Annotated in this window: 16 protein-coding genes; 6 read left to right on the top strand and 10 right to left on the bottom strand. The window is 67.6% G+C overall.

The genetic code is table 11. From position 1 onward, the window contains the following. Positions 1 to 2: 2 nt before the first annotated feature. Positions 3 to 521: a macro domain-containing protein gene (locus AncyloWKF20_RS17890; protein WP_279315314.1), complete on the top strand. Its 519-nt coding sequence runs from the start codon at positions 3 to 5 to the stop codon at positions 519 to 521. A gap of 380 nt (positions 522 to 901) precedes the next feature. Here AncyloWKF20_RS17890 and AncyloWKF20_RS17885 read toward each other — a convergent pair whose 3' ends face one another. The 5 genes from AncyloWKF20_RS17885 to AncyloWKF20_RS17865 all read right to left on the bottom strand — a co-directional run bounded on the left by AncyloWKF20_RS17885 (position 902) and on the right by AncyloWKF20_RS17865 (position 4,359). Continuing rightward, entirely contained in the window at positions 902 to 1,126 is a 225-nt protein-coding gene (locus AncyloWKF20_RS17885; protein WP_279315313.1) for a hypothetical protein, read from the bottom strand. Beyond that, the gene (locus tag AncyloWKF20_RS17880; RefSeq protein WP_279315312.1) at positions 1,095 to 1,388 is read right to left on the bottom strand and encodes a BrnT family toxin; all 294 of its coding nucleotides are present in this window, start codon (positions 1,386 to 1,388) and stop codon (positions 1,095 to 1,097) included. The genes AncyloWKF20_RS17885 and AncyloWKF20_RS17880 overlap by 32 nt, the downstream gene beginning before the upstream one ends. Positions 1,389 to 1,626: 238 nt before the next feature. Then, a complete protein-coding gene (gene ilvC, locus AncyloWKF20_RS17875) occupies positions 1,627 to 2,646 on the bottom strand; it encodes a ketol-acid reductoisomerase (RefSeq protein ID WP_279315311.1) in 1,020 nt (339 codons plus the stop codon). A gap of 14 nt (positions 2,647 to 2,660) precedes the next feature. Beyond that, entirely contained in the window at positions 2,661 to 3,320 is a 660-nt protein-coding gene (locus AncyloWKF20_RS17870) for a TetR/AcrR family transcriptional regulator C-terminal domain-containing protein (protein WP_279315310.1), read from the bottom strand. 94 nt (positions 3,321 to 3,414) lie between these two features. After that, the gene (locus AncyloWKF20_RS17865; protein ID WP_279315309.1) at positions 3,415 to 4,359 is read right to left on the bottom strand and encodes a DMT family transporter; all 945 of its coding nucleotides are present in this window, start codon (positions 4,357 to 4,359) and stop codon (positions 3,415 to 3,417) included. A gap of 200 nt (positions 4,360 to 4,559) precedes the next feature. Here AncyloWKF20_RS17865 and AncyloWKF20_RS17860 point away from each other — a divergent pair, with 200 nt between their 5' ends. Continuing rightward, positions 4,560 to 5,105, top strand: coding sequence for a DUF924 domain-containing protein (locus AncyloWKF20_RS17860; protein WP_279315308.1), 546 nt, complete (start codon positions 4,560 to 4,562; stop codon positions 5,103 to 5,105). A gap of 38 nt (positions 5,106 to 5,143) precedes the next feature. Here the strand turns inward: AncyloWKF20_RS17860 and ilvN are convergent, their stop codons facing one another. Further along, positions 5,144 to 5,659 (bottom strand): acetolactate synthase small subunit, encoded by a 516-nt coding sequence (gene ilvN / locus AncyloWKF20_RS17855; protein WP_279315307.1) that lies wholly within the window; start codon positions 5,657 to 5,659, stop codon positions 5,144 to 5,146. 173 nt (positions 5,660 to 5,832) lie between these two features. Then, on the bottom strand, positions 5,833 to 7,593 hold the full coding sequence (locus tag AncyloWKF20_RS17850; RefSeq protein ID WP_267584172.1) for an acetolactate synthase 3 large subunit: 1,761 nt from the start codon (positions 7,591 to 7,593) through the stop codon (positions 5,833 to 5,835). Positions 7,594 to 7,928: 335 nt separating this feature from the next. Between AncyloWKF20_RS17850 and dapB the strand changes: the two genes are divergently transcribed. The 3 genes from dapB to AncyloWKF20_RS17835 are packed head-to-tail and all read left to right on the top strand — an operon-like array spanning position 7,929 to position 9,760. Next, entirely contained in the window at positions 7,929 to 8,735 is an 807-nt protein-coding gene (dapB, locus tag AncyloWKF20_RS17845) for a 4-hydroxy-tetrahydrodipicolinate reductase (protein WP_279318018.1), read from the top strand. 57 nt (positions 8,736 to 8,792) lie between these two features. Next, positions 8,793 to 9,416 carry a 2,3-bisphosphoglycerate-dependent phosphoglycerate mutase gene (locus AncyloWKF20_RS17840; RefSeq protein WP_279315306.1) on the top strand — a complete coding sequence of 208 codons (624 nt, stop codon included), beginning with the start codon at positions 8,793 to 8,795 and terminating at the stop codon, positions 9,414 to 9,416. A 2-nt stretch (positions 9,417 to 9,418) separates the two neighbouring features. Then, on the top strand, positions 9,419 to 9,760 hold the full coding sequence (locus tag AncyloWKF20_RS17835; RefSeq protein WP_279315305.1) for an SMR family transporter: 342 nt from the start codon (positions 9,419 to 9,421) through the stop codon (positions 9,758 to 9,760). A 12-nt stretch (positions 9,761 to 9,772) separates the two neighbouring features. Here AncyloWKF20_RS17835 and AncyloWKF20_RS17830 read toward each other — a convergent pair whose 3' ends face one another. After that, positions 9,773 to 10,663, bottom strand: a complete 891-nt coding sequence (locus tag AncyloWKF20_RS17830; protein WP_279315304.1) for a bifunctional helix-turn-helix domain-containing protein/methylated-DNA--[protein]-cysteine S-methyltransferase — start codon at positions 10,661 to 10,663, stop codon at positions 9,773 to 9,775. Between the two features lie 73 nt (positions 10,664 to 10,736). Then, on the bottom strand, positions 10,737 to 11,279 hold the full coding sequence (locus tag AncyloWKF20_RS17825) for a DUF2244 domain-containing protein (RefSeq protein WP_279315303.1): 543 nt from the start codon (positions 11,277 to 11,279) through the stop codon (positions 10,737 to 10,739). 289 nt (positions 11,280 to 11,568) lie between these two features. Between AncyloWKF20_RS17825 and nth the strand changes: the two genes are divergently transcribed. Continuing rightward, positions 11,569 to 12,249: an endonuclease III gene (gene nth, locus AncyloWKF20_RS17820; protein WP_279318017.1), complete on the top strand. Its 681-nt coding sequence runs from the start codon at positions 11,569 to 11,571 to the stop codon at positions 12,247 to 12,249. A gap of 7 nt (positions 12,250 to 12,256) precedes the next feature. Here the strand turns inward: nth and AncyloWKF20_RS17815 are convergent, their stop codons facing one another. After that, a complete protein-coding gene (locus tag AncyloWKF20_RS17815; protein ID WP_279315302.1) occupies positions 12,257 to 12,934 on the bottom strand; it encodes a sulfate transporter family protein in 678 nt (225 codons plus the stop codon). Between the last annotated feature and the right edge of the window lie 257 nt (positions 12,935 to 13,191).

Below are 13,191 nucleotides of genomic sequence, written 5' to 3'. Positions count from 1 at the left end.
CGATGGCACTGATTCACGAAATCGCGGGCGACATCCTGCTCAGCGACGCCGCGCTCATCGCTCATGGCGTGGCGCCGGGCGACCATTTCGACAGCGGCCTCGCTTTGGCGCTGCGCGAACGCTACCCCTCGCTCGCCAAGGATTTCCGCCATGAATGCCGGATCAGCCACCCCAAGGCCGGCGGGATCTGGGTTTGGGCCGGCGCGGGCGAACATGGCGCGGTGCGCATCGCCTGCCTGCTGACGCAGGAGCCGGCGGAGAACGCCATCGGCCATCCGGGCAAGGCGACGCTTGAGAATGTCGGCCACGCGCTCAAGGCGCTGGCGCGCTACGCGCAGGACGAGAAGATCGCCAGCCTCGCGCTTCCCCGCCTCGCCACCGGCGTCGGCGGGCTCGACTGGGCGGATGTGAAGCCGCTGGTGGAGCACCATCTCGGCGCGCTCAACATCCCGGTCTATGTCTACACGGTCTACCACAAGGGCCAGAAGGCCAATGAGCCGGGCCTGCCGGCGGCGGCGTGAGGGCGCGCGGGGCGCTGGCGGCCGGCGCGGTCGGAGCGCCCACTGGTGTCATGCCCGGGCTTGGCCCGGGCATCCATGACTTGGGCCGAGCGGGCGACGGAAGAAAGGCGTGGATGGCCGGGCCGAGCCCGGCCATGACGTTCCATTGGCTCATGGCGTCATCCCGGCCGAGCGCAGCGCAGAGCCGGGATCGTTCGCCGCGCCTTTGCGATGGGGCGCGCCGGCAGGTGCGAAGATGGGCACACGATCCCGGATCGGCCTTTGGCCGTCCGGGATGACGGCCATCGCGATGATACGCAGAGGGCCTAGTCTGCCAGAAACACAAAGGGCGACCTTTTTGGTCGCCCTGTTTTCCGGTCACGAAACATCTGGACGCCGCGCTACTCGGCGTCTTCCTTCGGCGGTTTGCCAGCCTTCATCTCACGCCGCGCCTTGGCGGGGAGGACGAGATCGAACTCCGCAAGTTCAGCTTCGGTAGGGAGGATGCTGTCCGGGTCTGCCTTCGCCGCCGCAACGATCTGCTCATCGGTCAACGCATCGACCTTCGACCAGTCGAAGTCGCGCAGCAACCGTTCAGCTTCCTTCGATGGCTTGTGCGAAGACACGTCTCTCGCTCCGATGCGCCCGTCTCACGGATACAAGGCGCCGACGGCACCCTCTCCAGACATAGACACAGAGTATAACACGCCCGGCCACCTCGGCCATCGCAACATAGCGGGCCTCACCCTCGACAAGCCTCGGCGATGACGGCTCGAAGCGCGGGCGACCGTCGAAGACGAACTCGCCAAAGAGGAGCGGCAAACCGTGTTTCGCACGGTTCGCCGCGTCCTTGTCGTTATCCCACTCGAAGCCGTCCGTCTCGCCCATGAGAGCCTCCGCGCAGTATGCTGCCTTCTAAAAGCCCGGATACTCGCCAGATGGTTGCCGTCGCCAGTCAGCCCATAATCCATCCTCTGACGTCATCTCGGCCGTCGTGCGCGGCCGGCCATGACTTCGGCACGCGATCCCGGCTCGGCCTGCGGCCGTCCGGGATGACTGCAGCCCCCCCAAACGCACATGGCCGGGCAAAGCCCGGCCATGGCGTCGTTCAGCGGTGAGACGAGGCTCAGTTCTTCGCCTTGTCGACCAGCTTGTTCTTGCCGATCCACGGCATCATGCCGCGCAGCTTCTCACCGACCTGCTCGATCTGGTGGGAATCGTTCAGGCGGCGGATGCCCTTGAAGCGCGAGGCGCCAGCCCGGTATTCCTGCATCCAGTCGGAGGTGAACTTGCCGGTCTGGATGTCGGTCAGCACGCGCTTCATCTCGGCCTTGGTCTCGGCGGTGATGATGCGCGGGCCGGAGACGTACTCGCCCCACTCGGCGGTGTTGGAGATCGAGTAGTTCATGTTGGCGATGCCGCCCTCATAGATGAGGTCGACGATCAGCTTCACTTCGTGCAGGCACTCGAAATAGGCCATCTCCGGGGCGTAGCCGGCTTCCACCAGCGTCTCGAAGCCGGCGCGGATCAGCTCGACCAGACCGCCGCAGAGCACGACCTGCTCGCCGAATAGATCGGTCTCGCACTCTTCCTTGAAGGTGGTCTCGATGATGCCGGAGCGGCCGCCGCCGACGCCCGAGGCGTAGGAGAGCGCGAGGTCGAGCGCGTTGCCCGAGGCGTCCTGGTGCACGGCCACGAGGCAGGGCACGCCGCCGCCCTTCTGGTACTCGCCGCGCACGGTGTGGCCGGGGCCCTTCGGCGCGATCATGACGACGTCGACGGTCTTCTTCGGCTCGATCAGGCCGAAATGCACGTTGAGGCCGTGGGCGAAGGCGATCGCGGCGCCGTCGCGGATGTTCGGGGCGATCTCGTCGCGGTAGATGTCGGCCTGCAGCTCGTCCGGGGTGGCCATCATCATCAGGTCGGCCCACTTGGCGGCCTGGGCAACGGTGAGCACCTTGAGGCCGTCGGCCTCGACCTTGGCGGCGGTCGCCGAGCCCGGCTTCAGGCCGATGGCGATTTCCTTGGCGCCGGAATCCTTGAGGTTCAGCGCATGGGCGCGGCCCTGCGAGCCATAGCCGATGATGGCGACCTTCTTGCCCTTGATGAGGTTCACATCGGCGTCGCGGTCGTAATAAACGCGCATGGGGTTCTCCTGTGTCACGCGTCGGGTCGGGCGGGCCGGGATGCCCCGGTGCCGTAGAGGGTGAGAAACTGGTCGGTGGCGCGGGCGGCATCGCGCTCGATCTCGGCGGCGGACAGCGCGAGGCGGTCATCACCGAGCAGCAGGCGGATCTGCACGTCACGGCCGACAAGGCCGAGGAAGCTGCGAAAGGCCGTCTCGGTGTCGTCCACCGCGATCAGCCCGGCCTCGCGGCCGGCTTCCAGAAGGGGTTTCAGCCGCTCGCCAATGGCGAAGCGACCATTCGCCAGCATGATCGCGCCGAGCTTCGAATCGCGGGCGCCGGCCTGCGCGATGGCGAAGCGGTTGAGCGCGATCGAGGTCGGGCTGGAGATCACGCCGAGCCAGTTGGCGGCGAAGCGGATGAGGCTTTCGCGGAGCGCGGAGACATCGAGCCGCGTGCGGTCGTAATTGCCGGCGCGCACCTTGGAGGCCTGCCAGCGCACCGTGGCACTGAGCAGCCCGTCGCGGTCGCCAAACCATTTGTAGAGGCTTTCCTTGGAGCAGGAGGCGCGCCGCGCCACCGCCGTCATGGTGACGTCCCCGCCCTCCTCGACCATCAGCGCGAGCACGGCGTCGAGCACGGCCTGCTGCCGCTCGGTGAAGCTCGCGCTGGTCTGGTCGGGGGTCGATGCCATGGCTGGCGGGGGCTCCGGAAAATCCGTACCGTACGTTACGGTTCTCCTATAGGAACGCCCGCCCCGGCGCAAGCGGCATGTCGCGAATTCCCGGTCAGCGTCGCAGCAGGCGGCCGATCCGCGCGCGCCAGAGGGTCGGCTGCGCCGAGGCGAGCGACACGCCGGAGGCGGCCAGCGCCATGCCGACCCAGGCAAGCGGCGGCATCGCCTCGCCGATCAGCACGAAAGCGATCAGCGCCGAGCAGGGCGGAATGAGGAAGAACAGCGCCGAGACCTTGGAGACCTCGCCGGCGCGGATCATCGCCAGATAGAGCGAGATGGCGATCAGCGAATTGCCGATGACGAGATAGGCCAGCGCCGCGATGAAGGAGGGCGACCAGTCGACATGGCCGTCATCCAGCAGCAGTGCCAGCGGCAGGGTGCAGACGAAGCCCACCGCGTATTGCACGCAATTGGTCACCAGCGGGTGCTGGGCGACGCCGTAGCGCTTCTCGTAGAGCGAGGCCGAGGACATGGCCAGCAGCGCGCCGACCGCCAGCAGGATCACGCCGGGCGAGGTCACTTCGATGGAGGCGCGCGAGGCGATGACGAGACCGGCGCCGGCAAGCCCGAGCAGCAGCCCGACCCAGCGCAGCAGCCCCACCTTCTCGCGGGCAAAGGCCGGCGCGGCGAGGCCGACGACGATGGGCTGCATGGAGACGATGAGCGCCAGCGCCCCGGCGGAAATCCCGTTCAGGAAGGCGAAATAGCTCAGGTCGAAATACAGCACCTGGATGAGGAAGCCGACCACGACGAGGTTCACCCAGGCGCGCGGCGTCGCCGGCAGCGCGGGGCGGAACCACACCAGCAGGGGCAGCAGCACCACCAGCACCAGCCCGTAGCGCATGGCGAGCAGGGTGAAAGGCCCGGTCGAAAGCAGGCCGACCTTGGCGACGGCGAAGCCGCCGGACCACAGCAGCAGGAAGAGTAAGGGCGCCACCTGTAGCCACAGGGGCTTGCCGGTGGTGGATGCCGGCAATGTGCCCGCGCTGTCGCTCACGTCTGTCGCCTTCCCGCACTCAAGAACGGGGCATGGCTCGGGGCGCCGCGAGGCATCCCGGGGCGCCCCGCGAAACCGCATCTTCACACGGCTTGCCTGCCGCGGCCAAGGGCCGAACGTGCGGTGCAGCACCGCGCGGCACTCGACTTTCGCCCGCTTGCCATCCTATCGGGGGGTCTGATGAAAAAGGGAGACCCGGAATGAGCCTGCCCACTGCCGAGGCGATCCTCGCCTTCTGGCGCGACGCCGGACCGGACCGCTGGTTCGCCAAGGACGAGGCCTTCGACACCGCCATCCGCGCGCAATTCCTCGCCGCCCATGAGGCCGCCGCCCGTGGCGAGTTGCGAGGGTGGGAGGAAACGGCGGACGGGTGCTACGCGCTGATCCTCCTGCTCGATCAGTTCCCGCGCAACCTGTTCCGCGACTCGCCGCGCGCCTTCGCGACCGATGCGCAGGCGCGCGCCATCGCCGACACCGCCATCGCGCGCGGTTTCGAGCGCAGCTACGCCCTGCCCGAGCGGCGCTTCTTCTACATGCCCTACATGCACTCGGAGGATCTGGCGGACCAGCAGCGCTGCGTCGCGCTCTGCGCGGCGGCGGGGGATGAGGAAGGCGTGCATCACGCCGTCATCCACCACGACATCATCCGCGATTTCGGCCGCTTCCCGCATCGCAATCCGGTTCTCGGCCGCGACATGACGACGGAAGAGCAGGCGTTCCTTGCCGCCGGCGGCTTCGCGGGCTGACGACATGGGGCGCGGCTCAACATGCCGCGCCCGATCTTTCACATGCCGTCGGGGCCGCGTCCGATGGCGGCGACGCCGGTGCGGGAGACTTCGACGAGGCCGAGCGGCTCCAGCAGCGAGACGAACTGGTCGATCTTCTCCGGCTTGCCGGTGATCTCGAAGACGAAGCTCTCCAGCGTCGTGTCCACCGTGCGGGCGCGGAAGCTGTCGGCGATCAGTAGCGCCTCCTGGCGGATCTCGCCCTTGCCGCGCACCTTGATGAGAGCGAGCTCGCGCTCCACCGCCTTGCCGACCACGGTGAGGTCGACCACGCGGTGAACGGGCACCAGCCGGTCGAGCTGGCTCTTGATCTGCTCGATGATCGGCGGCGCGCCGGTGGTGACGACAGTGATGCGCGAGAGCTTGGAATCGTGGCTGACCTCGGAGACGGTCAGGCTGTCGATGTTGTAGCCGCGCCCGGAGAACAGGCCGACAATGCGGGCAAGCACGCCCGGCTCGTTATCGACCAGCAGAGAGAGGGTGTGGCGTTCGGCGGGTTCGTTGACGGGAGGCATGGGGCACTCTGAAAAGGGGGCGGCTATGGCTGTCGGTGAGCTTCCTGGCCGTCATCCCCGGGCTTGGCCCGGGGATCCACGACTTCAGTCCGCGCCAGCATGATCGGCGCTCCGGCGAAGACGTGGATGGCCGGGACAAGCCCGGCCATGACGTGGTTAGGCGCGAAGCGCCGTCACACCAGCATCTTGCCTTCCTCGCTGATCGCCTCGTCCAGCCCTTCGGGATGATCGGGAAGGATCATCTCGTTATGCGGCTTGCCCGAGGGGATCATGGGCAGGCAGTTCTCCATCTTGTCGACCAGGCAGTCGAACAGCACCGGGCGGTTGACGCTGATCATCTCATGGATGGCGCCATCGAGGTCGCCCGGCTTCGAGCAGCGGATACCGACCGCGCCATAGGCCTCGGCGAGCTTCACGAAGTCCGGCAGCGACTCGGAGTAGGAGTGCGAGTAGCGCCCGCCATGCAGCAGATCCTGCCACTGGCGCACCATGCCCATATACTCGTTGTTCAGCACGAAGATCTTCACCGGCAGGTTGAACTGCAGCGCGGTGGAGAGCTCCTGCAGGCACATCTGGATCGAGGCCTCGCCCGCGATGTCGATGACGAGGCTCTCCGGGTGCGCCACCTGCGCGCCGATGGCGGCGGGCAGGCCATAGCCCATGGTGCCGAGGCCACCGGAGGTCATCCAGCGGTTCGGCTCCTCGAAGTGGAAGTGCTGCGCCGCCCACATCTGGTGCTGGCCGACTTCGGTGGTGATGTAGACGTCCTTGTCCTTCACCTGGTCGTACAGCGCCTTGACGGCCTGCTGCGGCTTGATGATCGAGGAGGAGGGCTGGAAGGCGAGCGACTTGCGCGCGCGCCACTTGTCGATCTGCGCCCACCAGCCGGCGATGGCCTGCCGGTCGGGCTCGGCCTTCATGCCGCGCCAGACGGTGAGCATGTCTTCGAGGACGTGCTTCACATCGCCGATGATCGGCAGGTCGACCTTGACGTTCTTGTTGATCGAGGACGGGTCGATGTCGATGTGGATCTTCTTCGAGCCGGGCGAGAAGGCGTCGAGACGGCCGGTAATGCGGTCGTCGAAGCGCGCGCCGACGCACACCATGACGTCGCAATCATGCATCGCCATGTTGGCTTCATAGGTGCCGTGCATGCCGAGCATGCCCAGCCACTGCTTGTCGGCCGCCGGGTAGGCGCCGAGGCCCATCAGGGTCGAGGTGACCGGATAGCCGGTGAGCCGGGCGAACTCGCGCAGCAGGCGGCTCGCCTCGGGGCCGGAATTGATGACGCCGCCGCCGGTGTAGAAGATCGGCCGCTTGGCCTTGGCCAGCAGATCGACCGCCGCCTTGATCTTCTCCGGGTCGCCCTTGAGGCGCGGCTTGTAGGTCTTGTGCTCGATATTCTCCGGGCCGACATAGATGCCCTTGGCGAACTGCACGTCCTTCGGGATGTCGACGACGACCGGGCCGGGACGGCCGTTCTGCGCGACATAGAACGCCTCGTGCATGACGCGGGCGAGGTCGTTAACGTCACGAACGAGGTAGTTGTGCTTGGTGCAGGGCCGGGTGATGCCGACCGTGTCGCACTCCTGGAAGGCGTCCGAGCCGATGAGGTGGGTCGGAACCTGCCCGGTGATGCAGACCAGCGGGATCGAATCCAGCAGCGCGTCAGTGAGGCCGGTCACGGCGTTGGTCGCGCCAGGGCCGGAGGTGACGAGGACGACGCCGACCTTGCCGGAGGAGCGGGCATAGCCCTCCGCCATGTGAACCGCGCCCTGCTCGTGGCGCACGAGCACGTGGCGAACCTGGTTCTGGTGGAACATCGCGTCATAGATCGGCAGCACCGCGCCGCCGGGATAGCCGAACATGTGCTCGACACCCTGATCGATCAGGGCCTGCATCACCATTTCGGCGCCGGTCATCTCGCGCATCATGGTCGTTTCCTCTTGTACTCGTCGACTGTCGCTGGATCGAAGGGGGCCAGAAAATCAAAAGGCCCCGGAGGGGGCCATTTTTCGCGCGTCACCGTTGGGCGGAACTGCCGTCAGGCAAGCTCCGCGGCGACGCGCCGTCCTACGATAAGGATAATATTCTTGCGCATTGGAGCGCCACTCCTTCGTAAAGTTGCGCGACCTGTACAGGGGCCCGCCCCGAACGTCAAGCGCCGTGCAAGTGAACGCATAGATTGCCCGCGATTCAAGCACTTTTCGTGACGGTGGAAGGCCGCTATACGCGGTGCAGTGCAGCGAGAGGGCGTGAGATGACGCAGATGCGGCTCGTCGTGGTGGGCGCGGGTGGGCGCATGGGCCGCGTGGTGGCCCGCGCCATCGCCGAGGCCCCGGACCTCGTGCTCGCCGGCGCCTGCGAGCCCGAGGGCTCGGAATTTGTCGGCCGCGATGTCGGCGAACTCGCCGGCCTGCCGCCGACCGGCATCACCGTGACGGATGATCCCCTCGCGGCCTTCGTTGCCGCCGATGGCGTCATCGACTTCACCGTGCCCGCGGCGAGCGTGGTCCATGCCGGCCTCGCCGCGCAAGCCCGCATCGTCCATGTCATCGGCACCACCGGCTTCTCGCCGGAGGACGAGGAAAAGATCGCCGCTGCCTCCCGCCATGCGGTGATCGTCAAGTCCGGCAATATGAGCCTCGGCGTGAACCTGCTGGCGGCGCTGGTGAAGCGCGTGGCGCGCACGCTCGACGAGGACTTCGACATCGAGGTCGTCGAGATGCATCACAACCGCAAGATCGACGCCCCCTCCGGCACGGCGCTGCTGCTGGGCGCGGCGGCGGCGGAAGGGCGCGGCGTCACGCTCTCGGAGAACGGCGTGTTCACCCGCCACGGCTTCACCGGGGCGCGCGAGGCCGGGCAGATCGGCTTCGCCACGCTCCGCGGTGGCACGGTGGTGGGCGAGCACAATGTGATCTTCGCCGGCCCGCATGAGCGCATCGAACTCGCCCACAAGGCCGAGGATCGCGGCATCTTCGCCCGCGGCGCGCTCGCCGCCGCTCGCTGGGGCCGCGGGCGCAAGCCGGGCCTCTATTCCATGGCCGACGTGCTCGGCCTCGGGGATTTCTAGTTTCATCGCCGCCAGTTCGTCGCCGTCCCACCGCTTCCGACCGCACGGAGAATCCCGATGTCCGACCGCCTTCTCGTCCTCGTCCGTCACGGCCAGAGCGAGTGGAACCTCAAGAACCTGTTCACCGGCTGGCGCGACCCGGACCTGACGGCGCTCGGCGTCGAGGAGGCCAAGCGCGCCGGCAAGCGGCTGAAGGATGACGGCTACCAGTTCGACGTCGCCTTCACCTCCGACCTCTCCCGCGCGCAGAAGACGCTGGACCTCGCCCTCGCCGAGCTCGGCCAGACCGGCCTGCATATCACCCGCAACCTCGCGCTGAACGAGCGCGACTATGGCGAGCTGTCCGGCCTCAACAAGGATGACGCCCGCGCCAAATGGGGCGAGGAGCAGGTGCATATCTGGCGCCGCTCCTTCGACGTGCCGCCGCCCGGCGGCGAGAGCCTGAAGGACACGGTGGCGCGCACCCTGCCCTATTACGTGCAGGAGATCCTGCCCGAGGTGCTGCGCGGCAAGCGGGTGCTGGTGGCCGCGCATGGCAATTCGCTGCGCGCGCTCATCATGGTGCTGGAGAAGCTCTCGCCCGAAGGCATCATCAAGCGCGAGCTGGCGACCGGCGTGCCGGTGATCTACCGGCTGAACGCGGATTCCACCGTCGCCAGCGTCACCGACCTCGCCGGCTGAGGGTGGGATCGCTCCTCACCTATGGACTCCTGCTCGTCGCGATTGCCGCCGAGGTGATCGCGACGACGGCGCTGGCGCGCTCGGACGGGCTGACCCGGCTGGTGCCGAGCCTCATCACCGTCGTCTTCTACTGCTTCGCCTTCTGGTGCCTCGCCATCGTGCTGCGCACCGTGCCGACCGGCATCGCCTATGCGGTGTGGTCAGGCTTCGGCAGCGTGCTGATCACGCTGATCGCCTGGGTGTATTACGGCCAGAAGCTCGACGTGCCGGCGGTGCTCGGGCTTTCGCTCATCATCGCCGGCGTGCTGGTCATCAACCTGTTCTCGAAGACCGTCGCGCACTGAACCTCGGCCCGCTCACCCCTGCCACGCCTTGCAGAGCTGGCCCGCCTCCCAACCGAGGATCGCCCGCTTGCGGGTGAGGCCCCAGTGATAGCCGGTGAGATCGCCGTTCTTGCCGAGCACGCGGTGGCAGGGCACGACGAAGGAGATGGGGTTCTTGCCCACCGCCGCACCGATGGCGCGGGCCGCCTTGGGCCGCTCCACCGTGCTGGCAATGGCGGAATAGGTGGTCGCCTTGCCCAGGGGGATGCGCATCAGCGTCTCCCACACCTTCACCTCGAAATCCGTGCCGATGAAGACGATGCGCAGCGGGTCGTCCGGGCGCCAGGTGCCCTGGTCGAAGATGCGCGCGGCATAGGGAGCCGTGGCCAACGGATCCTCAATGTAGAGCGCGTTCGGCCAGCGCCGGCGCATGTCGGCGAGCGCGGCGTCCTCCTCGCCGTCATCGGCGAAGGCGAGGCCGCATAGGCCACGCGGCGTGACCATGGCAAGCGCGGTGCCGAAGGGCGAGGCGTGGAGGCCATAGCGCACCACCAGGCCGGCGCCGCCGGTCTTCCACTCGCCGGGCGACATGGATTCATGCACCACGAACAGATCATGCAGCCGGCCGGGACCGGAAAGCCCGACCTCATAGGCCGCGTCGAGCACATTGTCGGATTCGGTCAGCACGCGCCGGGCGGCGTCGATCGTCACCGCCTGCAGGAAGTCCTTCGGCGTGAGGCCGCACCAGCGGCGGAACAGGTCGGTCAGCGCGCGCGGATGGACGCCGGCGGCGCGGGCGATCTCCTCGACCTCCGGCTGGTCGCGAAAGCGCAGATTCACATATTCCACCGCACGCCGGACGATCTCGTAATCGGCGGCGGCGATCTCCAGCGGGTGGGCGGCGTCGAGATTGGGCGCGAGCACGGGCGTTCTCCTTCTGCTGTGCCCATCCGAGCATGCGCGCGCGGGGGCGAGCCACCCGATTTCGACGCGCGCATCAGAATGAGGAGCGTACCACGCCGCGCTTGGCCTGCGAGAGGGCGAGGGCGAGGCCGTTGGCGAGTTCCTCGCGCTGCGCCGTGTGCAGGAAGCTGCCAACCTCGACCGGCTGGCCCCGCGTCTCCAGCGTCAGGCGCTGGAGGCCGTAATCCTCGTGCAGTTCGCGGTGCAGCCGGGTCCAGAGCGGGTTCATCTGCGCCTCGCGCCAGCGCCCGTCCGGGGCGATCTGGCGGATGGTGACGAGGCTGGGCGTGACGGTGATCTCCTCGCTCGCCCGCGCTGCGCGGAAATTCATGCGGAAGGCGAACCAGATGGCGAGCACGTCGAGCCCGAACAGGCCGAACACCGGCCAGGCGCCCATCAGCAGGAAGGCGGTGCCGCAGACGAAGCTGATACCCGCCACGATGGCCATGACGATGAGAAAGCCGCGCTGGTCGAGCGAGCGGTACGGCGTCAGCCGCACCTGGAACAGGGTCGGCTCGCCGTCGCTTGCATCATCGGCCCAGGCGGCCCTGTCGGAAGCGGGATTGGCAGCACTCATCGCCGCGCATTATAGGTCGGAAATGGCTGACGACGACAAGGATTCGCCCCTGCGGCAGGGCGGCGCGGGGGAGCGCACCCAGGCGGGCGCCAAAAGGCGCGCGGGCAGCGGCGTGAGCGCCGTCGCCGCCTCGGGCGCGGCGCGGCGTGTGCGTGCCGCCAAGGTCGTCGGCACCAAACCGGCCGCCAAAGCCTCGACGGCGAAGGCAGCGGCAAAACCCAGCGCGAAGGCTAAGGCCAAGGCAGCGCTTGAGAAACAGGCCGAGAGCCGGCCCACGCGGCGCCGCGCCGTGGCAAACGCCGCCGCCGCCGCCCTTGGCGGGGCCTTCGCGCCGTGGAGCGCCGCGGAGGTGGAGACCGCCTTCGCCCGCTTCGAGGCGGCGAACCCCGAGCCGGTGGGCGAGCTGGAGTATCACGATCCTTTTACCCTGCTGGTCGCCGTCGTGCTCTCCGCACAGGCGACAGACACCGGGGTGAACAAGGCAACGCGCGGCCTGTTCGCCGCCGCCCCGACGCCCGCCGCCATGGTCGCGCTCGGCGAGGAGGGCGTCGCCCGGCACATCCGCACGCTCGGCCTCTACCGCGGCAAGGCGAAGAACGTGGTCGAACTCTCCCGCCTGCTGATCGCCGAGCATGGTGGCACCGTCCCACCCGACCGCGCGGCGCTGGAAATGCTGCCGGGCGTCGGCCGCAAGACGGCGAATGTCGTGCTCAACATCGCCTTCGGCCTGCCGACCATCGCGGTGGACACCCATCTCTTCCGCGTCGCCAACCGCACCGGTCTTGCCGCCGGCAAGACGCCGCTGGAGGTCGAACTGGGGCTGGAGAAGGTCATCCCCGACCGCTTCAAGCTCCACGCCCATCACTGGCTGATCCTGCACGGGCGCTATGTCTGCAAGGCGATCCGCCCGGACTGCCCTTCCTGCCTGATCGCCGATCTCTGCCGCTGGCCGGAAAAAACGACGGCCTGACAAGCTCTTACCGGCGCGCGTAGGAGCGTGAGCGGGTGAAGCGCTTGTGCAGGCGCACCATGAAGATGGTGGCGAAGACCGGGGTGACGAGGTTGAGGATCGGGATCGACACCACGACAGCGATGATCAGCCCGGCCATGAAGATGCCGAAGGCATGATGCCGGCGCACCAGCGCCACTTCATCCTCGCTGCGGTAGCGCATGGCGGCGAGCTGGAAATATTCGCGGCCCAGCAGATAGCCATTGGCGATGTAGAACACCACGATGTTCACGCCCGGCACCAGCAGAAGCAGAAGGGCGACGAGATTCACGCCCACCATGACGCCGAAGAACTTGATGGAGAGCCAGATCGAGCGGCCAACCGGCAGCGCGGTGCCCTCGGTCTGGTCGAGGAATTCGGAGCGCTCCACCTGCGCGGCGACATCGTCGAGGAACAGGCCGGCGACCAGTGAGGTGACCGGTGGGACCAGAAACACCGCGCCGATGGCGATGCCGACCACGCTGAGGATTTCCAGCGTGAGCTGCGCCCAGGGCATGTCGAGCGTGACGAAATAGGTCAGCGCGTAATAGGCGCCGATGCCGAGCGCGACGAGCAGCGCGATGGCCAGCGCGATGGAGCGCAGCAGGACGCGGCGATAGTCGCGGGAGAAGGTCAGGGCGAAGGCCCTGAGCGCGTCCTGAAACATGCGATTCTCCCCGGACCTTACCTTTTGTTACGTTACGTATCTGCGACCCAGCGGCATCTCAAGCCCTCCCGCTCCAGCGCTACGTCAGGCGGCGCCGATTCACCGCTTGCCTTTTCCGATTCGTCCGGTGAGTCCCGATTCGTTCCGGTACGAACAAAACATGATTCACGGCAGGTACTTAGCCGGAGCCCCCCGCCCGCGCTTGGGGCCTCCGCCCGGCCCGTGCTAGAGCAAGGCTGAGTTTTCCGGGGTTCCCT

Origin of the sequence: Ancylobacter sp. WKF20 (genome assembly GCF_029760895.1) — a bacterium.
Lineage (GTDB): Bacteria > Pseudomonadota > Alphaproteobacteria > Rhizobiales > Xanthobacteraceae > Ancylobacter.
This window is presented reverse-complemented; position numbering and strand designations above follow the sequence as displayed.

Excerpts from the sequence above, each read along its gene's own strand:
- AncyloWKF20_RS17890 (WP_279315314.1), top strand. The coding sequence starts at position 3 with ATGGCACTGATTCACGAAATCGCGGGCGACATCCTGCTCAGCGACGCC.
- AncyloWKF20_RS17880 (WP_279315312.1), bottom strand. The coding sequence starts at position 1,388 with ATGGGCGAGACGGACGGCTTCGAGTGGGATAACGACAAGGACGCGGCG.
- ilvC (WP_279315311.1), bottom strand. The coding sequence starts at position 2,646 with ATGCGCGTTTATTACGACCGCGACGCCGATGTGAACCTCATCAAGGGC.
- AncyloWKF20_RS17870 (WP_279315310.1), bottom strand. The coding sequence starts at position 3,320 with ATGGCATCGACCCCCGACCAGACCAGCGCGAGCTTCACCGAGCGGCAG.
- AncyloWKF20_RS17860 (WP_279315308.1), top strand. The coding sequence starts at position 4,560 with ATGAGCCTGCCCACTGCCGAGGCGATCCTCGCCTTCTGGCGCGACGCC.
- ilvN (WP_279315307.1), bottom strand. The coding sequence starts at position 5,659 with ATGCCTCCCGTCAACGAACCCGCCGAACGCCACACCCTCTCTCTGCTG.
- AncyloWKF20_RS17850 (WP_267584172.1), bottom strand. The coding sequence starts at position 7,593 with ATGATGCGCGAGATGACCGGCGCCGAAATGGTGATGCAGGCCCTGATC.
- dapB (WP_279318018.1), top strand. The coding sequence starts at position 7,929 with ATGCGGCTCGTCGTGGTGGGCGCGGGTGGGCGCATGGGCCGCGTGGTG.
- AncyloWKF20_RS17840 (WP_279315306.1), top strand. The coding sequence starts at position 8,793 with ATGTCCGACCGCCTTCTCGTCCTCGTCCGTCACGGCCAGAGCGAGTGG.
- AncyloWKF20_RS17825 (WP_279315303.1), bottom strand. The coding sequence starts at position 11,279 with ATGAGTGCTGCCAATCCCGCTTCCGACAGGGCCGCCTGGGCCGATGAT.
- AncyloWKF20_RS17815 (WP_279315302.1), bottom strand. The coding sequence starts at position 12,934 with ATGTTTCAGGACGCGCTCAGGGCCTTCGCCCTGACCTTCTCCCGCGAC.